Source organism: Myxococcus sp. AB056 (genome assembly GCF_006547365.1).
GTDB lineage: Bacteria > Myxococcota > Myxococcia > Myxococcales > Myxococcaceae > Myxococcus > Myxococcus virescens.
The window spans coordinates 1-20,053 of record NZ_VHLB01000124.1; the positions used below are offsets into that span (position 1 = coordinate 1).

A 20,053-nucleotide genomic window follows, 5' to 3' on the forward strand; every position below is an offset into this window, starting at 1 on the left:
ACGTATGGCCCCCTCCCACGCTGAGCCCTCCGCCGCCGGGCCCAGCTATCTGGACGCGGAGCGAGGGCTCTGGTCCTGGCTCACCACGCGTGACCACAAGCGCATTGGCGTGATGTTCCTGGCCGTGTTGCTGCTGATGTTCCTGCTGGGGGGCATCTTCGCCCTGGCCCTGCGCGTGGAGTTGCTGACGCCGGGTGAAACGGTGATGGGGCGGCTGGCCTACAACCGCGCCTTCACCGTGCACGGCGTCGTCATGGTGTGGCTGTTCCTCATCCCGTCCATCCCCACGGCCTTCGGCAACTTCCTGCTTCCGCTGATGATTGGCGCCCGGGACGTGGCCTTCCCCCGGCTCAACCTGGCCAGCTTCTACCTCTACGTGCTCGGCGCGGCGATGACGCTGTGGGGCGTGTTCCAGGGCGGCGTGGATACGGGGTGGACGTTCTACACGCCCTACAGCACCGCCACCGGGCGAGAGGTGATGCCCGTGCTCGTGGGCGTCTTCGTGGTGGGGTTCTCCACCATCATCACCGGCATCAACTTCATCACCACCGTGCACACCCTGCGGGCCCCCGGCGTGACGTGGATGAAGGTGCCCCTCTTCGTGTGGGCGATCTACGGCACGTCCATCATCCAGGTGCTCGCGACGCCGGTGCTGGGCATGGTGCTGGTGCTCGTGGCGCTGGAGCGGGTGGCGGGCGCGGGGCTGTTCGACCCGAGCCGGGGAGGGGACCCGCTGCTCTTCCAGCACCTGTTCTGGTTCTACAGCCACCCGGCCGTCTACATCATGGTGCTGCCGGGCATGGGCGTCATCAGCGAGACGGTGTGCGCCTTCAGCCGCAAGCGCCCCTTCAGCTACCGGGTGATTGTCTGGAGCACGGTGGGCATCTCCTTCGTGGGGTTCCTCACGTGGGGACACCACATGTTCGTCTCCGGCCAGTCCACCTTCGGGGCGGGCGCGTTCAGCGTGCTGTCCATGCTGGTGGCCATCTTCACGGCGATGAAGATCTTCACCTGGCTGGGCACCATGTACCGGGGGAGCCTGTGGGTCTCCACGCCGTTCACCTACGTGCTCGGATTCATCTTCCTGCTCTTCTTCGGAGGCATGAGCGGGGTCGCCGTGGCCGTCACGTCCGCGGACCTGCACTGGCATGACACGTACTTCGTGGTGGCGCACTTCCACTTCATCATGGTGGGCGCGTCGCTGATGGCCTTCCTCGCGGCGCTGCATTACTGGTTCCCGAAGATGAGCGGCCGCATGTACCCGGAGGGCATGGGCATCGGGACGGCGGTGCTCATCATCTTCGGCTTCATCGCCACCTTCCTGCCTCAGTTCCTGCTGGGCAATCTGGGCATGCCCCGCCGGTACGCGGACTACCCGGAGGCGTTCCAGCCGCTGCACGTGGCGTCCACCGCTGGGGCATCCCTGCTGGGCTTCGGCTTCCTCATCGTCGCCATCTACCTGGGCTGGTCGCTGCGGCATGGCCGTGCGGCGGGGCGGAACCCCTGGGGCAGCGAGGGGTATGAGTGGCTCAGCGACTCACCGCCCCCCGAATTCAATTTCCATGCGCCGCCGCGGTTTCCCAGGCCGCCGCACGACTACGCGAACCCTGGCGCCAACACGGAGGTGGAGCATGCGGCATGAGGCGAGCCAGCGCCCGGTGGAGCCTCGTGCCTTCCACTTTGGAGACGAGGCGTCCCGCCAGGACGCCGCGCACCTGGGCATGTGGATCTTCCTGGCCACGGAGGTGCTGCTCTTCTCGGTGTTGTTCACCGCGTATGCCCTGTACCGGCTGACGTATCCCGGTGTGTTCCAGCAGGCGCCTGCGCACATGGACGTGTTCCTGGGGACGCTGAACACCTTCGTGCTGGTGGTCAGCAGCATCCTGGTGGCGCTCGCGGTGGATGCCATCCGGAATGGACGCGACTTCGCCGCGGCGGCGTTGCTCGCGCTGTCGGTGCTGCTGGGCATCGCGTTCCTGTTCATCAAGGCCGCCGAGTACATGAAGCACGTGCATGACGGGGCGCTGCCCGGCGCCTGGTACGCCTATGAGGCGTTCGCCCTTCCCGGCGCCAACCTCTACTTCACGCTGTACTGGGTGATGACAGGCTTGCACGCGGTGCACGTGCTCGTGGGGGTGGGCGTGCTCGTCACGCTGGCGTTGCGGACGCTGGCGGGGGAGTTCGGGGCCCGCTTCCACACGCCCGTGGAGCTGGGTGGGATGTACTGGCACCTGGTGGACGTCGTCTGGTTGTTCCTCTGGCCACTGCTGTACCTGACGTGAGGAGGCGCGCATGCGGGGCGGGGTCCGGGTGCTGGCCGTCGGAGCTGTGTTGCTGGTGCTGGCCACGCTGTCCTTCGGGCTGTCGAGGCTGCACCTGGGGGCGTGGGCGGTGCCGGTCGCGCTCGGCATCGCGCTGTGCAAGGCCGTGTTGATTGCCTTCTTCTTCATGCACCTGGCGGAGCGGCCCGGCGGGCCCCGGCTCGTCATCGGCACCGCGGGTGTCTTCGTTGGAATCCTCGTGGGGCTGGTGTTGGCGGAAGCCGCGGCCCGGGCGTGGCCGACGTTGCCGCCAGGGCCCTTTCCCGTGTCGCGGTTGCCGGGCACCGAACGAAGCGGCCCCCCTCGCGTGGCGCCGCCCTGGCTGCCGCTGCCCTGATGCACCCGAGCCGCGGGCTCAGTGCGGCGGTGCCGGGAGTTCCCTGACGCCACGGCGCTTCGCATCCAGGAGGAGCAAGGCCTTCCGGACAGGCGTCAGGACGCCCAGGCACGCGCCGAAGACCAGGTGCAGGAGCAGGAACGCGGCGATGGGCGGTCCCGCTCGCTCCAGCGGGGGCGCGGCCCAGGGGACGACCAGCACGGGCATGACGGCCTGGAGCGTCAGGCCCGCGAACAGGCCCAGCATCACGGCCGTCAGTGCCGGGCCACCTCGGGGCACCAGCATCGCGAAGGCGGTGGCGAGCCCTCCCGCCGTCGCGAAGTGCAGGGCGAAGCCGAGCACCACCGCCGCGGTCCCAGCGGGCGCGTCCCTGAAGACCACGCCGCCCACCAGCCGTGGCGCGTACCAGAGGTCGCCCTGGGTGATGCTGCCCAGCAGCAGGGCCAGCGCGGCCATGGCCGCTGCGCCGAGCGTACCCACCAGCCCTCCCGCGATGAGCACGTCCCGGACCAGGCTCCAGTGGGCCACTGCGTCCGCGTGTTTCGCCTGGAGCTCCCGCTGCCGCGTGCGGTCCATGGCGCCACCTTCCTTCTGATTCGTCCCGACCCATGACGGGATGGGCCTGGGCCTGGCGGCAGTGTTCCTCGCGCGCTCATGCCGCGCGTAGTGTCTCCCGGGCGCGTCGTTCGCGGCCTGGCGGGCATTGTGCCGGTCCAGGGGGCCAGTAGCCCCAGACGCCGGGCGTAGCGGTCCGCCGGGGACCGGTGGCCCTTGGACCCACGGCGTTCATTCCTCGCCGTCGGGTCCCAGGCGCGGCTCGTACGGTCCTCCAGCGGGGTGGTGTTCCTCCAGGTCGTTCTGGTGCGTGCGCTCCCAGAGCGGGATGCCGGCGCGAAACGCCGCCTGCGCGATGAGCAGCGTGGCCACGGGCGTCATGACGAAGACGAAGGTGACGCCCAGCGCCGCGCGGGCCACCACGCTGACGTCTCCCAGGCCCAGCGCCGCCGCGCCCATCAGCAGGCCCACGCCCAGCGAGGACGCCTTCGCGGCCCCGTGGAGCCGCAGGAACAGGTCCGGCATCCGGAAGAGGCCCAGCCCCGCCAGGAGCATCAGCAACGCCCCCAACACCAGCAACACCGCGGTGATGATTTCCTTCATGGCGTGCCCCTCTGCGCGCTGTAGAGGTACCTGGCGATGACGATGGTGCCCATGGACCCGATGACGGCCAGCACCAGGGCCACGTCCACCAGCTCGGGCTGTCCCATCCAAAGGGCGTAGACGGTGATGACCGCCGACGTCTGGAGCGAGAAGAGGTCCAGCGCCACCACCCGGTCCGTCAGCGACGGACCTCGGAGCAGCCGGTGGAGCGAGAACAGCATCGAGACGGAGATGGCCCCGAGGGTCCCCTGGGTGATGCTCTGCAGCCAGTCGCTCATCGCAGTGCCCTCAACAGTGGAATCTCCACGCGCTCGCGGAGCTCCTTGCAGAACGCCTCCCGGGTGGTGGCGAACATGACGTGGACGTAGATGGCCTTGCGGTCCTCGGACACCTCCAGGGCCAGCGTGCCCGGCGCGAAGGTGACGATGAGCGTCAGCAGCGTGATCTCCGCGTCCGTGCGCGCCTCCATGTCGTAGCGGTAGATGGCGGGCCGGGTGAGGAGCTTGGGCGTCGCGATTTCGTAGGCCACCCGCACGTTGGCGACCAGCACGTCCCAGCCCACCCCCGCCACCAGCCGCACCACGTTCCACGCCTGCGTCCCATAGCGCGAGGGCCCATGCTGCGTGTCGATGAGGGCCAGCAGCACGAAGCCGATGACGAACCCCGTGAGGAGGTTCTCCGCAGTGACGTTCCCCAGCATCGCGGCCCAGAGGAGCGCCAGCATCAGGTTCCAGAGGAACGCGGTCATGGGCGTCCCCCCAGCACCGCCCGCACGTACTCCTCCGGGTCCAGCAACTGGCCCGCGGCGGCGTCCGCCAGCTCCAGCAGTGGCTCGGCGCCCAGGCCCAGGACGACCATGAACAGTGTCATCGCCATGCAGGGCCCGAGCACGCCGTCTCCCAGGCTCAGCGGCCGGGTGGGTTCCTGCGGCTGGTCCTCCGGCGGCGCCTTCCAGAAGGCCTCGCGCCAGATCTTCATCATGGAGAAGAGGGTGAGCAGGCCCACGACGACAGCCGTCCCCGCGATGATCCAGTTTTCGGCCCGCAGCGCCGCCTGGATGACGGCCAGCTTGGCGAAGAACCCGGAGAAGGGCGGCACGCCCGCGAGCGACAGCGCGGGGATGAAGAACAGCGCGGCCAGCAGGGGCTGGGTCCGGTACAGGTTGCCCATCTGGTGCAGGTCATAGGTGCGGGTGACGCGCGCGGTGGCCCCGCTCACCAGGAAGAGCGCCGACTTCGCGAAGATGTAGTGGATGAGGAAGGCGATGAGCGCCGTCAGCGCGCTCCGGGTGAGCAGCCCCAGGGCGGCGATGAGGTAGCCAATCTGGCTGATGATGTGGAAGGACAGCAGCCGGCGCATGTCGTACTGCGCCACCGCGCCCAGCACGCCCGTCACCATGGTGAGGCCGCCCATCACCAGCAGGAGGGTACTGGTGAGCTGAGCGTCCTGCGTGAAGACCAGGGTGAACACGCGCGCCAGGGCGTAGACGCCGACCTTGGTGAGGAGCGCGGAGAAGAGCGTCGTCACCGCCGCCGGGGGCGTGTGGTACGAGGCCGGCAGCCAGAAGAAGAGGGGGAAGGCGCCCGCCTTCAGCGCGAAGGCCACCAGGAAGAACATGGACACGGCCGTCATCAGGTTCGGCGTGCCCAGGCCCGGCACCGTGACGGCCAGGTCCGCCAGGTTCAGCGTGCCCGCCGCCCCGTACAGCAGGCCCACCGCGCACAGCAGCACCACCGAGCCCATGAGGCTCAGCGACATGTATTTAATGGACGCTTCGAGCTGCTCCTGTCGGGCCTCCAGCGCGAGCAGCACGAACGAGGCGCCCAGCATGACCTCGATCCACACGAAGAGGTTGAAGAGGTCTCCGGTCAGGAACGCGCCGCACACGCCGCCCACCAGCACCAGCACCAGCGGGTAGTAGGCGCCCGCCTCCTTCGACGCCGGGAGCGTGGCCGCGGAGTAGGAGACCACCGTCAGGCCCATCACCCCGGTGACGAGCACCAAAAGGGCGCTCAGCAGGTCCGCGACCAGGGTGATGCCAAAGGGCGCCGCCCACCCGCCCACCTGCATGGACTGGATGCCTTCGCGGCGCACCGTCACCAGCAGCATCGCACCCACCACGGCGAGAGACACCATGGTCATCAGCGCCAGCCACCGGCGCGGCCACGCGCGTGACGGGGTGAGCAACCCCGCGGCCGCGGCGCCCAGGCAAAGAATCATGGGCAGGCTGAGCAGTGCGGAGGGCGTCATCGCTTGGAATCCTTCAGCTCGGTGCGCAGGGCCCGCGTGTCATCGGTCCCCGTCTCCTGCGCGGCGCGGTGCACCAGCACCAGCAGCAGCGCGAGCAGGCCGAAGTTGATGACGATGGCGGTGAGGATGAAGGCCTGGGGCACCGGATCCGCGAAGGGCGGGGAGAGGGCCTCCTGGCCTTCGGGCACCAGGGGCGCGAAGCCGCGCTGCAGCCCGTTGATGGTGAAGATCAGGAGGTTGGTGGCGCTGCCCAGCAGCACCAGCCCCAGCGCGATGCGGACGATGCTGTGGAGCATCAGGCAGTAGAACCCCGCCGCGAAGAGGCCGCCCACGGTGATTGCGAGGAACAGTTCCATGCCTAGCCCCCCATCTCCGGCGCCGTGGTGTCCTCCCCCCGGGCCATGCCCAGGATGAAGCACATGGCCGTCCCCAGGACGACCAGATAGATGCCCAGGTCGAAGAGCTGCGGGGTGCCCACCTTCAATCCATCCGTCCCCGGCACGGGCAACCGCGTCCAGATTCCAGACAGGAAGGGTCGGCCTTCCATCATCGGAAGGACGCCGCTGAAGAGCGCCACCAGCAGGCCCGCCGCGGCCAACCGGGTGGGGTGCACCCGCAATTGCTTGCGCGCCGCGGGCCGGCCAAACGCCACCATCAGCAACGCGAACGCCGTGGCCGCCATCAGTCCGCCGACGAAGCCGCCACCGGGGATGTCATGGCCACGCGCGGCCAGCACCAGGGACACGAGCAGCAGCACCGGGGCCATCAGCCGCGCCACGGTGTGCATCACCACGGGGCTCATACCTGCCTCTTCTTTCGCTGCGAGCGCGTGCGGAACAGGAGATAGACCCCCAGTCCGGACGTCGCCAGCACGGTGGCCTCTCCCAGCGTGTCGAACGCTCGGAAGTCCACCAGGATGACGTTGACGATGTTCAGCCCCTTGCCGGCGGGCACGCTCTGCGTTGCGTAGAAGTCCGCCAGCCGCGTGTGCGAGGGCGCCGAGGCCACGTGCAAGATGATCCAGGTGATGAGCCCGCCCACGGTCAGGGGCAGGGCCGCCGTCCACCAGCGGAAGCGGTGCTGATGCGGCTGCACCGGGAAGCGCGAGAAGACGAGCGCGAACAGGATGACGGTGAGCGTCTGCACCACGATCTGCGTCATGGCCAGGTCCGGCGCGCCGAAGAACACGTACAGCAGCGCCTCCGCCAGGCCCAACGCGCCCAGCGCGAGGATGGACGTCAGCGCCGAGCGCGACACCACGGCCAGCACCGCCGACGCCAGGATGCCCACCAGGACCACCACTTCATGGGACAGCACGTACTTGGAGACGCCCCGGGGCCAGTCCCCCAGCCGCAGGACGACAGCCAGCGCCAGCAGGCCACCGAACGTGGCCAGGGTGACGACGATGTACTGGTGCAGCGAGCCGTTCTGGAGCACCCGCGTCATCGACGAGGACAGCTTGAGCAGGCCGCTCAGGGAGGCCTGGTAGAAGCGCTCCGGGCCGTGGTTGGACAGGTTCAGGGCGCGCAGGCCCTTCAGCACCGGCTGGCGCAGCGCGAAGAGGCCCCCTCCGATGACGAGGCTCCCCACGCTCAACCCCAGGGCGGGTGTCACGCCGTGCCACAGCGTCAGCTTGAGGTTCCCTACCTGGCTCCCGCCAATGTCCACCGCCGCCATGGCCAGCAGGGGCTGGATGGCCCAGGGCACCAGGCCCAACACCAGCCCCGCCACGCCGAGCAGCGCGGGCCCCACCCACATGGACGGAGGCGCTTCGTGGACCTCCGACTCCGGCTTGCCCGCGCGGAACGTCTTGCCCACGAAGGGCTGCACGCCCACGCGCAGCGCCGCGGCCACCATGCCGCCGAAGCCCACCGTGGCCCCCATCGCCAGGGGCCAGCCCCCTGGGCCCTCCAGGCAGGCTTCGTAGATGAGCTCCTTGCCCACGAAGCCGAAGAGCGGGGGCAGGCCCATCATCGACAAGGAGGCGGCCGCGGAGGCCGCGGCCGTCATCGGCAGGCGCTTGCGCAGCCCGCTCAGGTGCGCCACGTCGCGCGTGCCCGTCTCGTGGTCCACCGACCCCGCCACCAGGAACAACGTGCCCTTGTAGAGCGCGTGCGCGGTGAGGAACGTCACCATGGCCTGGATGGAGGCCGCGGTGCCCTGGCCCAGCAACATCACCAAGGCCCCCAGGACACTCACCGTCGCGTACGCGAGCACCAGCTTGAGGTCTGTGTGCCCCAGCGCCAGCAGGGCGCCCAGCACCATCGTCATCGTGCCCACGATGGTGAGGATGGTTTCCCATGGGGGTGTGCCTCCCAGGACGGGCGACAGCCGCGCCAGCAGGAAGACGCCAGCCTTCACCATGGTGGCGGAGTGGAGGTACGCGCTCACGGGCGTGGGCGCTGTCATCGCGCCCGGCAGCCAGGTGTGGAACGGCATCTGCGCTGATTTGGTGAAGGCGCCGCCCAGCACCAGCAGGAGGATGGCCAGGTAGCGGGGGCTGTCGCGCACGGTGTCCGCGGCGGCGATGGTGCCGGAGATGGACAGCGTGCCCACCACGTCGCCCAGCAACAGCAGGCCCACCAGCAGGGACTGTCCGCCCAGCGCGGTGATGAGCAGGGCCCGCTGCGCGGATTCGCGGGCGGCGTCTTCCTTGTGCTCGAAGCCGATGAGGATGAACGAGCTGAAGGTCGTCACCTCCCAGCAGACGAAGAGGAGGAGCGTGTTGTCGGCGAGGACGATGCCCAGCATCCCGCCCATGAAGAGCAGGAGCCAACCGTAGAAGCGGCCCAGCACCTCATGGTGGACCAGGTAGCGCCCCGCGTAGATGACCACGAGCGTGCCCAGTCCGGTGATGAGCAGCGCCATCAGCAGGGACAGGCCGTCCAGCCGCAGCGCGAAGTCGATGCCCAGGTCCGGCATCCACGGCAGCGTCAGCGAGGGAACCTCCCCCTGGACGCCGGCGGGAACCTGTGCGCCGAACCACACCGCCAGTCCCGCCGGAAAGAGGGCGAGCACCCAGCCGGCCCATGACTTGAACAGCCGGGTGATCGGCACGGCCAAAGCCGCGGCGATGAATGGAACGAAGAAGGCGATACCCAGAGCCATGACCAGGAGGCAGCAGGCCATTGCCCGGCTGCTGCCTCCAGGCTTCTTCCTTGCACGTTCCCCACGAGGGTCAGTGGTGGACACTCCCCGCGTTCGCGCGGCCTCGAAGTGTCCATAAGTGCCCGGTCGCTGCCCCGGCCGCTGGACGGGCGGACGGGAGCTCCGCCGCAGGCGCCGGTGCCCGGGTGCCTAGCTTGATGACGTCCCCGAACCCGAGGAGCCGTCATGAGCGCCACCGTCTCCGACTATCTGCTCCACCGCCTGTCCCAGTGGGGCGTTCGCCGCATCTATGGCTATCCCGGTGACGGCATCAACGGCATCCTCGGCGCGCTCGGGCGCACGTCGGAGTTCCGTTTCGTGCAGACGCGCCATGAAGAGATGTCCGCGTTCATGGCCTGTGCGCACGCGAAGTTCACTGGCGAGCCGGGCGTGTGTCTGGCCACGTCGGGGCCCGGGGCCATCCACCTGCTCAACGGCCTCTATGACGCCAAGCTGGACCACCAGCCGGTGGTGGCCATCGTCGGACAACAGACGCGCGCCGCGCTGGGCGGCCACTTCCAGCAGGAGGTGGACCTGTTGTCCCTCTTCAAGGACGTGGCCAGCGAGCACCTGACCATGGTGACCAGCCCCTCCGCCATCCGCCACGCGGTGGACCGGGCGATGCGCGTCGCCATCTACGAGCGCACCGTGACGTGCGTCATCATTCCCAACGACGTCCAGGAAGAGGCCTACCACAAGCCTCCGCACGCGCACGGCACGGTCCATTCGAGCGTGGGCTCCAGCGTGCCGCGGGTGCTGCCTCGCGAGCGGGACTTGCGGCGGGCGGCGGACGTGCTCAACGCCGGGAAGAAGGTGGCCATGCTGGTGGGCGCCGGAGCGCAGGCCGCGGCGGACGAGGTGATGCACGTGGCGGAGCTGCTGGGCGCGGGCGTGGCGAAGGCCCTGTTGGGCAAGGCCGTGCTGCCGGATGACCTGCCCTATGTCACCGGCTCCATCGGTCTGCTGGGCACCAAGGCGAGCTGGGACCTGATGTCGGACTGCGACACGTTGCTGATGGTGGGCACCAGCTTTCCGTACTCGGAGTTCCTCCCGAAGGAAGGACAGGCCCGGGGCGTTCAAATCGACCTCGACGGCCGGATGCTGGCCATCCGCTACCCCATGGAGGTGGCGCTGGTGGGGGACAGTCAGGAGACGCTGAAGGCGCTGATTCCCATGCTCGAGCACAAAAAGGATCGGAGCTGGCGCGACAGCGTGGTGAAGAGCGTGCGGCAGTGGGAGAAGACGGCGGAGGCGCTCGCGATGGACAGCGCGAATCCCCTCAACCCGCGGCGCGTGTTCTTCGAGCTTTCACCCCGGCTGCCGGATGGCGTCATCCTGACGGCGGATTCGGGGTCGGGCACGAGCTGGTACGCGCAGTACCTGAAGATGCGCAAGGGGATGATGGCCTCGCTGTCCGGGAACCTGGCCAGCATGGGCTGCGGCGTGCCCTATGCCATCGGCGCCAAGTTCGCCTTCTCGCACCGGCCCGTCATCGCGCTGGTGGGCGACGGTGCCATGCAGATGAATGGCAACGCGGAGCTCATCACCGTGGCCAAGTATTGGAAGGAGTGGAAGGACCCGCGCTTCATCGTCATGGTCCTCAACAACCGGGACCTCAACATGGTGACGTGGGAGCAGCGCGTGCTGGCCGGCGACCCGAAGCTGCCCGCGTCCCAGGACCTGCCGGACTTCCCGTACGCGGCGTATGCGGAGTCCCTGGGCTTCCTGGGCATTCGCGTGGACCGGCCGGAGTCGCTGGGCCGCGCGTGGGATGAGGCACTGAGCGCCAACCGGCCCGTCGTCTTCGAGGCCTACGTGGACCCGGACGTCCCGCTGCTACCGCCCCACATCACCTTCGAGCAGGCGAAGCACTATGCCCAGGCGCTGGCGAAGGGCGACGTGGACACGGGCGGCATCCTGAAGCAGTCGCTCAAAGGCATGGTGGAGACACTGCTGCCCCGGGGCGGTGGCAAGTCCTGAAGCGAGGCGCCGTGCCGGTACGACGCGGTCGGCGCGGCGGTGCGCGGCTCCAGGGTGCGGCCACGCTCCGACATCGCTGTCTCGCCCAGTGCCGTGGTGTCTCCGGCCTTCAGCCCGATCATCCGTTGCGTTAGATTTCCAGCATGGTGGTGAAGATTGCCTCGCGGCTGGAGCCTGTGCGTCACCCCGAGCCAGGCCGTCTGCGCGCGTGGCACCTCGTGTGCCCCTCCGAGGCACTCCGGCCCGGGCAGGTGATGCGTTGGAGCACGGGCACACGGGAGCTGGTTCTCTTCCGGGGACGGAGCGGCGCGGTCCACGCGCTCGCCGCCCATTGTCCCCACATGGGCGCGCACCTGGGGGGGGGCACCGTGGTGGGGGATTCGCTGCGGTGCCCGCTCCACCACTGGCAGTTCGACGGCAGTGGCGCCTGCCCAGGGAAGACGGCACAGCGGGCCTTCCCCGTGGTGGAGCGGTACGGCGCCATCCTGGTCTTCAATGGTCCGGTGGTGCTCTTTCCTCCGCCAGAGGTGGGCAGCGGGGCGTTGCGCTGGGGCACGTCGGATCGCTTCGCGGTGCGTTGTGACTGGCTGCCCGTGGTGGCCAATGCTTTCGACTTGGAGCACCTGCGCACGGTGCACCATCGTGAGCTGCGGGACGCGCCGGTGGTGGAGCGCCCGGACCCGTTCACCTTGCGCGTGCGGTACACGTCCCGCGTCACGGGCAGCGGGCTCAGTGATCGGGTGATGAAGTTCCTGTCCGGCGATCGCATCGGTGTCACGCTCACGTTGCATGGTGGAACGCTCCTGTCCGTGGAGAGCGACCTGGGGCGCACGCGCAGCGCGTTGATCGCGGGCCTTCATCAGAGCGAGGAGGGGTTGTTCGTGCGGCTGGCCTTCGCCGCGCGCCGCAGCCGGCTTCCGGGGGTTGACTGGCTGGCGCTCCAGGTGTCGCGGTGGCTGTTCACGTCGTTCCTGCGGCGCGACCTGTCCGTGCTCGACGGGATGCGCTTCAACCGGGCGGGGGCGGCGGAGGACCCGGTGCTGCGCCAGGTGCTCGACTTCACCGACAGCCTGCCAGAGGCGCCCGATGACGACAGAGGGTGAGGGCGTGGGAACTCCGGTTCCAGCCGCGCTCAACGCCGTGCTCCTGGTCTGCGCCATGGCGGCCTGTGCCGGGTGCTTGTGGCTGGCGTCACATGCGGAGCGGCTCGCCGTCCAACTCCTGGCCGCGGTGGTCTTCTCCTTCGTCAACAACACCGTGTTCTCGCTGCTGCATGAGGCCACGCACGGCGTGCTGCACCCCGTGCGACGAGTGAACGACATGCTGGGCCGGATCGCCGCGGCGTTCTTTCCCACGTCCTTCACGATGCAGCGCGCCTTCCACCTGAACCACCACCGCCACAACCGGACGCACCTGGAGCAGTTCGACTACTTCCGGCCCGGAGACAACCGCTTCCTGAAACGGGCGCAGTGGTACTCCATCCTCACCGGGCTCTACTGGCTGTTCGTCCCGGTGGGGGCGGTGGTCTTCGCGCTCGTTCCCGGATTGATGCACCGGCTGCGCGGCACGGGCACCCGGTACGGCGAGCAGACGGGCGCGGACGCGTACCTCGGACGCCTGGAAGCAGCTTCCGGAGGTGCCATCCGCGCGGAGGTGCTGCTGGCGGTCTGTGTGCAGGTCGGGCTCGTGGTGGCGCTGGATGTGTCAGCGACGGGGTGGGGGCTCTGCTACGCGGCCTTCGCCGTCAACTGGAGCGCGCTCCAATACGCGGACCATGCATGGTCACCGCTGCATGTCCGTGACGGCGCGTGGGATCTGCGCGTGGCCGCTCCGGTGCGGTGGCTGTTCCTCAACTACCACTATCACCGGGCCCATCACCGGCACCCGCACGTGCCCTGGCTCTACCTGGGGCGCTACGTGGACCCGGAGGTGGAGCGACCGTCCTTCCTGCGCATCTGGCTGTCCATGTGGCGAGGCCCTCGGCCACTGCCCGCCGCAGTGGAGGAGCGATGAGCCCGCGTCCCGCGTTGTTCGGGTGGCCCCGCCAGGAGGAGCTGGCCCTCACGGCCGCCATGGCCACGGGCTTCGCCCTGTTCTTCGTGGCGGTCTACGGCGGCGCGAGCTGGCTCACGGGCTTCTATACCGGGGGCCTCCGGGTGGAGCTGTCCTTCGAGCGCCACATCCCGTTCATGCCGTCCTGGGCGCTGGTCTACGTCAGCATGGACGTGCTGCTCCTGCTGTCCCTCTTCGTCTTCCGGACGTGGCGGGACATGGTGCCCTTCGCGCTGGCGCTGTGTGTGGAGACAGCGCTCGCGGCCGTGTGCTTCCTGCTCTTTCCGGTGGAGGTGGCCTGGCCGCCGCGCGCCGTGGAGGGGACCTGGGCGGGTGTCTTCCAACTGGCGGACACGCTGAACCTGGAGCGGAACTACCTGCCGTCCCTCCACGTGGCCTTCGCCTGCACGGCGGCCCTGGCCTACGCGGAGCGGGCGGGGGCGCTGGGACGTATCCTCTTCTGCCTGTGGGCGCTGGCCATCGCGGCGTCGACGTTGCTCATCCACGAGCACCACGTGGTGGACGTGGCCGCGGGGGCGTTGCTGGCCTGGGGCACCTGGCGGTGGGTGGCTCCCTGGGCGCGCCGCACGGCGTTCCTGGAGGCCCTGCGAGTCGAAGCCTTGTGCGCCCGGGAGTCCTATCGCTTCGCGCGGCGTCACCTGCGTTACGGGCTGATTGCCCTGGTGCTCTACCGCTACGCGGTGAGCCGGTGGTGGCGCGAAGCACGGGTGGCACGGGTGGGCTTCTGTTTCCTCCAACTGGTGGACGACGTGCTGGACGGGGACCGCGCGGTGGCCGGAGAGCCGCTCGACTGGGTGGACGCGCTCCTCTTGGAGCTGGAGTCCGGGCGAGGGGAGGACCCGGGGACGGCGGCCACGCTGGGGCGCGTGCTGCTCGAACGGCTGGGAGACGACACGGCCCGCGCCCAGGTCTTCGCTCTGGTGCGGACGATGCGCAAGGACCGGGAGCGGGTAAAGGCCGGACAGTGGTGGAGCGAGGAGGCGCTTCGCGCGCAGCAACGCGACACGTTCTGCTTGTCGGTGGATTTGATGCTGCACGTCGCCGGAGCGGGCGTCCGGGCCGAGGACGCGCCCGCGCTGATGGAGGCCTTCGGCTGGTGTTCGGTGATGCGGGACCTGCGAGAGGACCTCGCCCAGGGGCTCTACAACGTTCCGGAAGAGGTCGCGGCGGCCGTCCGGGGCGACGGCGCGGACCCGACGGACATCGACGCGTTGCTGGGAACGGAGGCGGGCCGCGCGTGGATGACGGCGGAGCACGTCCGGGCCAGGGCGTTGCTGGATGGCACGGCTGGCCAGCTGGCGGCGCTGGAGGGCCGTCCGGGGCTGGCGTTGCTGCGCCTGTTCCACCGCTCCATCGAGTCCTTCTGGCGCAAGCGCCTTCCCCGGCGCCATCCCTTCCTGGCCGAGGTGACGGCCCGCCAGCTTCAGGGCGCGTGAGGGGCGGGCCCGGGGCTTCGGCGCCGCAGCCTCCGGCCGATGGCCGCGCCCGCCACGAGCGCGCCAAGTCCGATGACCGTCGCTCCCGCGACCGCGAGGTGCTTCACCCGCGTGAGGAGGGGATTGTCGAAGACGTTGGTGGAGTAGTGGAACGCGGCGATTCGCCAGTGGTCGCCCTCCCGGACCAGGGTGCAGGTCCACCGGCCGTCGATGACGATGTCCGTGCCGTCCGTGAGGACGTAGTGGTCCCGCGACGAGCCGCGCGCGATGCCGGTGTCGCCGTACAGGCGGGTCAGGTCATCCACCTCGAACTTCGCCTGGATGCGGTCCACGACGCGATTCGGCCCGCGCATCATCTCGTCGTAGTACGCGCGGATGGATTCCTTCCCCACGCGCACGTCGTTGTTCATCGTGGTGAAGGAGACATCCGGGTGCAGGTGGCTCAGCAGCCGGTCGATGTCCTGGGTATTGAGTGCGTCCTCCATCTCCTGCTTGAGGACGCGCAGGGCGTCATGGGTGGCGTCGGCGGTGGGCTGCTGGGCCAGCACCGCGGACGGCAGGAACGCGAGCAGCAGCGCCACCACACAACAGCCAGTCAAGCGGATCATCGAGGCTCCAGAGGCGTGAATCGGCCCATCCTAGAGAGGCTTCCGGCCGGTGGTGCATGGAAGTTGCCGTCCGAGGTGCCCCGGGGGCCCGAGGGACGGTGGACAGGGGCCCACGCCCCGGGGTGATTCTCGCCGCGCTGGCACGCCCCTATCCATCTGCGCCAGGTCCATTTCCCAGGAGGCGTGCCATGAAGGATCGTCCCGCAACGCTCGTACTGTCCGGCGGTGGGGCCAAGGGAGCCTTCCAGGTCGGCGCCGAGCGCGTCCTCCGGGAGGTCCACGGCTTCCGCTGGGAGCGCATCTTCGGCGTGTCCGTGGGTGCCCTGAACGCCGCGCTGCTGGCCCAGCACTCCTACCGGGCGCTGAACGACATCTGGTTGAACATCCGCGAGGCGGACCTCTACCGGAAGCTGCCGTGGCCGCTCGTGGCCCTGCGCGTGGGCCTTTTCCGCAAGCTGGGGCTGTACGACAACACGCCCATGCGGGAGCTGATCCAGCGGCACCTCGCCGGACACCGCTTTCGGGTGCCCGCCCACGTGGGGCGCGTGTCCCTGGTCTCTGGCAACTACGAGCTGGTGCCCAGCGACTCGAGGGACTTCCTGGACGCAGTGTGGCAGAGCTCGACGTTGCCCATCCTCTGGGAGCCGGTGGGCGCGACGGCCCTGGTCGACGGCGGACTGCGCAACGCCACGCCCCTGGGGGATGCGCTGGAGTTCGGCCCGACGGAAATCGTCGTCATCGTCTGCTCACCATCCCAGATTGAACGGGCGAAGCCGCCGGCCAATCTCCTGGAGGTGGCCACGCGCAGCCTCGCCGACATCACCCTCAACGAAATCCTTCTCAATGACGTGGATGCCTTCGTGCGCATCAACGACATCGTCCGTCAGGCCTACGACGCGGGGCTCACCGTGCGGCGTCCGGATGGGGTGCCCTACCGGTACTGTCGCATCACCGTCATCGAGCCCGCACGGCCCATGGGGGACATGTTGGACTTCGCGCCGGAGGTGATCCGGATGCGCCTGCGACATGGTGAGGAGATGGCCCGGGCCGTCTCGCTGCCCACGGGCGTGGGCCCAGGAGAGCGCGTGCAGCGCCGCGTGGAGCTCTTCCCGGAACCGCCCATGCATGCCTAGAACGCCGCGGGCTTGGCCGTCGCTTCGGAATGACCGATGGGGCGTCGCGCGGGCGGCGGCGGCTCCGCGCGTGGCTTCGGCGCTTCTTCGTTGATCTCCTTGTAGAAGCGCCGCCCGATGTAGCCGCCGAGCACCAGCGACACCACAAGGCCCCCGGCGGCGACCGCCGTCATCGTCGTGCGGCCCTGGGCCAGACCACTGCCGAGCTGCGCCGTGAGGTAGGTGCCAGGAAGGGTGCCAATCAAGATGCCGGCCAGCGTGGGCATCAGCCGCGCTCCGCTCGCCGCCGCCGCCGCCAGCATCACGTCGGTGGGGCACAGCGGATTGATGCAGGCGGTGAAGGCGAAGAGGAAGTCATGCCGCCTCGCCGCCCGCACCAGTGCGGGGTACTTGCTGCCAGCCAGGCGCTTCATCAGTCCGGTGCCCAGCTTGCGCGCCGCCGCGAAAAGCAGCAGGCCCGACAGCAAGCCGCCCGTTAGTGAATAGAGGGTCGCTGCGAGCGTGCCAAACATCATCCCGCCCACGGCCGTCAGCAGCTGACCCGGAAGCAGTGTCACGGGCCGAATGGCAAGGAAGCCGATGTATGCAATGGGCGCCCACTTCCCGAAGGGCTCCAACCAACTGGCGAGGCGCTGCTGGTCGACGAAGTCCGGTCCAAGCAGCCGAAGTGCGACAAGCCCCCCCATTGAGACGAGCATCGGGGCCAACACCCGGAGCCAGGTCTTCACCGACTGCGCCACGCCGTACCTCCCCCGCGGCCCCACTTCCGCCGCGCCGTGGGCCTGAAAGTGAAGGTGGTTTCGGGAATCCGCAATGTGCAGTGGGGTGTTTCCAACATGAAAGCATCCGGCCGGGCAGCCCGCCGCCCGGTCCGAAAGCTCGGCAGGCGTTGCGAAACCCACGAAATCACAGGGGTTTTCGTGTGGCGTATCAGGCGTGAACGGCTGGCGGTGTACGGAGCTTGCTTGCATCGGGGCGCTTCCGTCCCAAGGTTTCAAGCAAGGGGCACCAAGGCGAGGGCTGGGGTAGTCACGAGAGGAGATAGGGAAATGTCGGACAAGGACAACAAGGGCAGCATGACGGTGGCCGAGGCGGGTCGGAAGGGTGGCGAGACGGTCCGGAACGAGCGCGGACGCGAGTTCTACGAGACGATCGGCCGCAAGGGCGGCGCCACGGTGAAGGCCGAGCGCGGTCGCTCCTTCTACGAGGAGATCGGCCGCAAGGGCGGCGAGACGGTGAAGGCCGAGCGCGGCGCCAAGTTCTACGAGGAGATTGGCAAGAAGGGTGGCGACCGGGTGAAGGCCACCCGAGGGCCGAACTTCTACGAGGAGATTGGCCGCAAGGGTGGGCAGAAGGTGAAGAAGCTCATCGAAGAGGGCAAGCGGGCCGCGCGGGCCGCCATGGCGGCGCAGGAGGGCGCGGCAGGTGCTCCGCCCCAGGAGGGTGCGGCGCCATCCACCCCCCCTTCTTCCGGAGAGCCGGCGGGGCCGGGTCAAAACGAGTAGCACCGCGAGCGTGGCGCCAGACTCGCGGACCGACTAAGAGGGCCGCGTGTACCTGGTCATCACGTTCCTTGAACAGTTGGAAGGAACCGAGCGGGCCATCCGCCGGCTCCGGGAGTTCGGTATCCCGGAGCCGTTGGTGGTGCGGGCTCGGAGCGCGGCGGCGGCGTTATCCGCCGAGGTCCCCGTGTTCGCGGGGCTCCGCAGTCTGGCGTTGGGCGCCGATGACGATCGCGTCATCCTGGTGAGCCTGTTGCCAGGTCTGCCCCCGGAGGAGATGGAACGATTGGTGCAGCGCGTCCAACTGGAAATGGACGCGGACGAGCCGCCCATGGGACGGCTGGTCGCCATGCCAGTGATTTCCGCGCCCACGCATCGCCGGTCGTGACGGGAAGCGTCCCGTCGTTATAAGCACGGGCTGTGCAAGCGCTGCTCGTCTTCCTATCCATCGCGGCGCTGTCGCTGCTCGCCTCCAGCCGTGCGCTGGACCCGGGGCGCTTTCCAGCGCTGGCGAGACTGGCGGCCAGCGGCTTCCTCTTCGTTCTGCTCGGCATCTTCCTGGGGCCTTCCGTGGCGGGGGTGCTCACCGAGCGGCACCTGGAGGCCATGCGCCCGGTGATGGCGCTGGGGCTGGGCACCGCGGGCGTGCTGCTGGGCCTGAACCTGGAGCCCCGGCTGCTGCGCCTGCTGCCTCGGTCCGTCTATCTGTCGGGGCTGGCGCACTCCGGAACGGCCTTCTTCTTCGTGGCGCTGCCATTGCTGGTGCCGCTCGTCTTCACGTCCGCCCGGGGGCTGCTCGGAGCGGTGGGCGCGGCGGCGATGTTGGGGGCCGCAGCCAGCCTTTCTTCGGGGCACTCGGCCGTGCTCGCGTGGCGCGCGGGGCGCCTGGACCGGGCGCGCGGCCTGGGCGTGGCGCTGCTCACCATGCTGGATGACGCGGTGGGTCTGGGCGTGCTGGCGCTGGCGTTGATGCTCGGCGCTGCCAGCAACGTGGGCGAAGGCCTGGGGCTGGTGTGTCTGGCCTTGCTGCTGGGCGTCATGTGTGGGGCGCTGCTGGCCTTCCTCACGCATTCGTTGAAGGACCTGGCGGAGCTGACCACGGTGACGCTGGGCGGCGTGGTGTTGGTGAGCGGCGCGGCGGCGTACCTGCGGGTGTCGCCCTTGCTGGCGGGCGTGGCGTGTGGAGCGACGCTGGCGGTGGTGGGAGGCCGCACCTCGGAGCGCGTGGCCCGCGCGCTGGGCCGGGTGGAGCGGCCCGTGTTCCTGGTGCTCGTGTTCCTGGTGGGCTGCGCGGTGCATGCGCGGGACTACTGGGCCTGGGTGCTGATGCCCGCCTTCGTGGGCCTGCGCTTCCTGGGGAAGATGCTGGGCGGCCGGTTCGCGCGGCGGCTGGTGCAGCAGACGCTCGTGCTGCCTCCCCGGCTGGGCTACGCGCTGATCGCCCAGGGCGGCCTGGCGCTGTGCCTGGTGGCGGAGTACGGGATGCTCGTGCCGGGAGGGCTGTCGCGGCGCGTGCTGGACGTGGTGGTGATGGGCGCGGTGGTGAACGAACTGCTGGCGGGCCAGGCCTTCCAGTACGTGGTGGACCCTCCCCGCACCATGTCCGAGAACCCGGCTGACAGCGACAAGGTGGCGGCATGAAGGGCGCGGTCATCCGACTGCTGCTGTTGATGGTGCTCCTGGCCATCATCAGCCGGGCACAGGTGCTCCGGGCGGACTCGGGGACACCGGTGATGCTGGCCGCGGGCGCGCTGCTGTTGTGCGGCCTGTTCGCGGGAAAGGTGGCCAAGGGCCTGGGCCTGCCTCGCCTCACCGGTTACCTGCTGGTGGGCGTGGCGGTGGGGCCCTATGCGCTGGGCTTCATCCCGAACGCGGGCGTGAAGGGGCTGGAGCTGGTGAAGGGGCTGGCGGTGAGCCTCATCGCGCTGGTGGCCGGCACGGAGCTCCGGTTGGGGCTCATCCGCCGCGTGGGCGCGCGCGTGGCCTTGCTGTGCGCGGCCGTGTGCGGCGTCACCTTCCTGGTGTGCTTCGGGGCCACCTTCGCGCTCAAGCCCTTGCTGCCCTTCCTGGCGGACATGACGGTGCCCCAGGCGCTGGCGGTCAGCGCG

General features: G+C 69.3%; 21 protein-coding genes and 1 pseudogene. 12 read left to right on the forward strand and 10 right to left on the reverse strand.

All coding sequences use genetic code 11. The features are described from left to right. Positions 1-4 precede the first annotated feature (4 nt). The 3 genes from FMP39_RS33770 to FMP39_RS33780 are packed head-to-tail and all read left to right on the forward strand — an operon-like array spanning position 5 to position 2,658. Complete coding sequence (locus FMP39_RS33770; protein ID WP_141594150.1) at positions 5-1,642, forward strand: cbb3-type cytochrome c oxidase subunit I; 1,638 nt, start codon at positions 5-7, stop codon at positions 1,640-1,642. Then, on the forward strand, positions 1,632-2,282 hold the full coding sequence (locus FMP39_RS33775; RefSeq protein ID WP_141594135.1) for a cytochrome c oxidase subunit 3: 651 nt from the start codon (positions 1,632-1,634) through the stop codon (positions 2,280-2,282). The genes FMP39_RS33770 and FMP39_RS33775 overlap by 11 nt, the downstream gene beginning before the upstream one ends. Before the next feature lie 10 nt (positions 2,283-2,292). Beyond that, positions 2,293-2,658 carry a cytochrome C oxidase subunit IV family protein gene (locus tag FMP39_RS33780; RefSeq protein WP_141594136.1) on the forward strand — a complete coding sequence of 122 codons (366 nt, stop codon included), beginning with the start codon at positions 2,293-2,295 and terminating at the stop codon, positions 2,656-2,658. A gap of 18 nt (positions 2,659-2,676) precedes the next feature. On the opposite strand, the gene FMP39_RS33785 is transcribed toward FMP39_RS33780, so the two are convergent. The 8 genes from FMP39_RS33785 to mbhE all read right to left on the reverse strand — a co-directional run bounded on the left by FMP39_RS33785 (position 2,677) and on the right by mbhE (position 9,174). Continuing rightward, positions 2,677-3,234: a hypothetical protein gene (locus tag FMP39_RS33785; RefSeq protein ID WP_141594137.1), complete on the reverse strand. Its 558-nt coding sequence runs from the start codon at positions 3,232-3,234 to the stop codon at positions 2,677-2,679. A gap of 210 nt (positions 3,235-3,444) precedes the next feature. Continuing rightward, positions 3,445-3,816 (reverse strand): monovalent cation/H(+) antiporter subunit G, encoded by a 372-nt coding sequence (gene mnhG, locus FMP39_RS33790; protein WP_011553874.1) that lies wholly within the window; start codon positions 3,814-3,816, stop codon positions 3,445-3,447. Continuing rightward, positions 3,813-4,094 (reverse strand): monovalent cation/H+ antiporter complex subunit F, encoded by a 282-nt coding sequence (locus FMP39_RS33795; RefSeq protein ID WP_141594138.1) that lies wholly within the window; start codon positions 4,092-4,094, stop codon positions 3,813-3,815. Before FMP39_RS33795 ends, mnhG begins: the two co-directional genes overlap by 4 nt. Then, positions 4,091-4,564 (reverse strand): Na+/H+ antiporter subunit E, encoded by a 474-nt coding sequence (locus FMP39_RS33800; RefSeq protein WP_141594139.1) that lies wholly within the window; start codon positions 4,562-4,564, stop codon positions 4,091-4,093. Before FMP39_RS33800 ends, FMP39_RS33795 begins: the two co-directional genes overlap by 4 nt. After that, the gene (locus FMP39_RS33805; RefSeq protein WP_141594140.1) at positions 4,561-6,066 is read right to left on the reverse strand and encodes a proton-conducting transporter membrane subunit; all 1,506 of its coding nucleotides are present in this window, start codon (positions 6,064-6,066) and stop codon (positions 4,561-4,563) included. Before FMP39_RS33805 ends, FMP39_RS33800 begins: the two co-directional genes overlap by 4 nt. Continuing rightward, a complete protein-coding gene (locus tag FMP39_RS33810; protein ID WP_090494481.1) occupies positions 6,063-6,422 on the reverse strand; it encodes an NADH-quinone oxidoreductase subunit K in 360 nt (119 codons plus the stop codon). Before FMP39_RS33810 ends, FMP39_RS33805 begins: the two co-directional genes overlap by 4 nt. Positions 6,423-6,424: 2 nt before the next feature. After that, positions 6,425-6,868: an MnhB domain-containing protein gene (locus FMP39_RS33815; RefSeq protein ID WP_141594141.1), complete on the reverse strand. Its 444-nt coding sequence runs from the start codon at positions 6,866-6,868 to the stop codon at positions 6,425-6,427. Further along, entirely contained in the window at positions 6,865-9,174 is a 2,310-nt protein-coding gene (mbhE, locus tag FMP39_RS33820; RefSeq protein WP_228558566.1) for a hydrogen gas-evolving membrane-bound hydrogenase subunit E, read from the reverse strand. Before mbhE ends, FMP39_RS33815 begins: the two co-directional genes overlap by 4 nt. A 225-nt stretch (positions 9,175-9,399) precedes the next feature. On the opposite strand from mbhE, the gene FMP39_RS33825 reads away from it, so the two are divergent. The 4 genes from FMP39_RS33825 (at position 9,400) to FMP39_RS33840 (ending at position 14,702) form a co-directional block, all read left to right on the forward strand. Beyond that, the gene (locus FMP39_RS33825) at positions 9,400-11,193 is read left to right on the forward strand and encodes a thiamine pyrophosphate-requiring protein (RefSeq protein ID WP_141594143.1); all 1,794 of its coding nucleotides are present in this window, start codon (positions 9,400-9,402) and stop codon (positions 11,191-11,193) included. 143 nt (positions 11,194-11,336) lie between these two features. After that, complete coding sequence (locus FMP39_RS33830; protein WP_141594144.1) at positions 11,337-12,296, forward strand: Rieske 2Fe-2S domain-containing protein; 960 nt, start codon at positions 11,337-11,339, stop codon at positions 12,294-12,296. Then, positions 12,280-13,206, forward strand: a complete 927-nt coding sequence (locus FMP39_RS33835; RefSeq protein WP_141594145.1) for a fatty acid desaturase — start codon at positions 12,280-12,282, stop codon at positions 13,204-13,206. Before FMP39_RS33830 ends, FMP39_RS33835 begins: the two co-directional genes overlap by 17 nt. Beyond that, positions 13,203-14,702, forward strand: a complete 1,500-nt coding sequence (locus FMP39_RS33840) for a phosphatase PAP2 family protein (protein ID WP_141594146.1) — start codon at positions 13,203-13,205, stop codon at positions 14,700-14,702. The genes FMP39_RS33835 and FMP39_RS33840 overlap by 4 nt, the downstream gene beginning before the upstream one ends. Here FMP39_RS33840 and FMP39_RS33845 read toward each other — a convergent pair. Continuing rightward, entirely contained in the window at positions 14,690-15,310 is a 621-nt protein-coding gene (locus FMP39_RS33845; RefSeq protein WP_141594147.1) for a nuclear transport factor 2 family protein, read from the reverse strand. The two genes, FMP39_RS33840 and FMP39_RS33845, sit on opposite strands and share 13 nt — an antisense overlap. 188 nt (positions 15,311-15,498) lie before the next feature. Here FMP39_RS33845 and FMP39_RS33850 point away from each other — a divergent pair, with 188 nt between their 5' ends. Continuing rightward, a complete protein-coding gene (locus tag FMP39_RS33850) occupies positions 15,499-16,443 on the forward strand; it encodes a patatin-like phospholipase family protein (protein ID WP_228558567.1) in 945 nt (314 codons plus the stop codon). Here the strand turns inward: FMP39_RS33850 and FMP39_RS33855 are convergent. Further along, complete coding sequence (locus tag FMP39_RS33855; protein WP_141594151.1) at positions 16,440-17,207, reverse strand: TVP38/TMEM64 family protein; 768 nt, start codon at positions 17,205-17,207, stop codon at positions 16,440-16,442. The genes FMP39_RS33850 and FMP39_RS33855 overlap by 4 nt on opposite strands. A 285-nt stretch (positions 17,208-17,492) precedes the next feature. Here FMP39_RS33855 and FMP39_RS33860 point away from each other — a divergent pair, with 285 nt between their 5' ends. The 4 genes and pseudogenes from FMP39_RS33860 to FMP39_RS33875 all read left to right on the forward strand — a co-directional run. Continuing rightward, positions 17,493-17,948 carry a general stress protein gene (locus FMP39_RS33860; protein WP_090494461.1) on the forward strand — a complete coding sequence of 152 codons (456 nt, stop codon included), beginning with the start codon at positions 17,493-17,495 and terminating at the stop codon, positions 17,946-17,948. A gap of 46 nt (positions 17,949-17,994) precedes the next feature. Further along, positions 17,995-18,333, forward strand: coding sequence for a hypothetical protein (locus FMP39_RS33865; RefSeq protein ID WP_090494459.1), 339 nt, complete (start codon positions 17,995-17,997; stop codon positions 18,331-18,333). 32 nt (positions 18,334-18,365) lie between these two features. Then, complete coding sequence (locus FMP39_RS33870) at positions 18,366-19,586, forward strand: sodium:proton exchanger (protein ID WP_141594149.1); 1,221 nt, start codon at positions 18,366-18,368, stop codon at positions 19,584-19,586. Then, positions 19,583-20,053, forward strand: a pseudogene (locus tag FMP39_RS33875) (transporter); the annotation flags it as partial. The gene FMP39_RS33870 and the pseudogene FMP39_RS33875, both read left to right, overlap by 4 nt.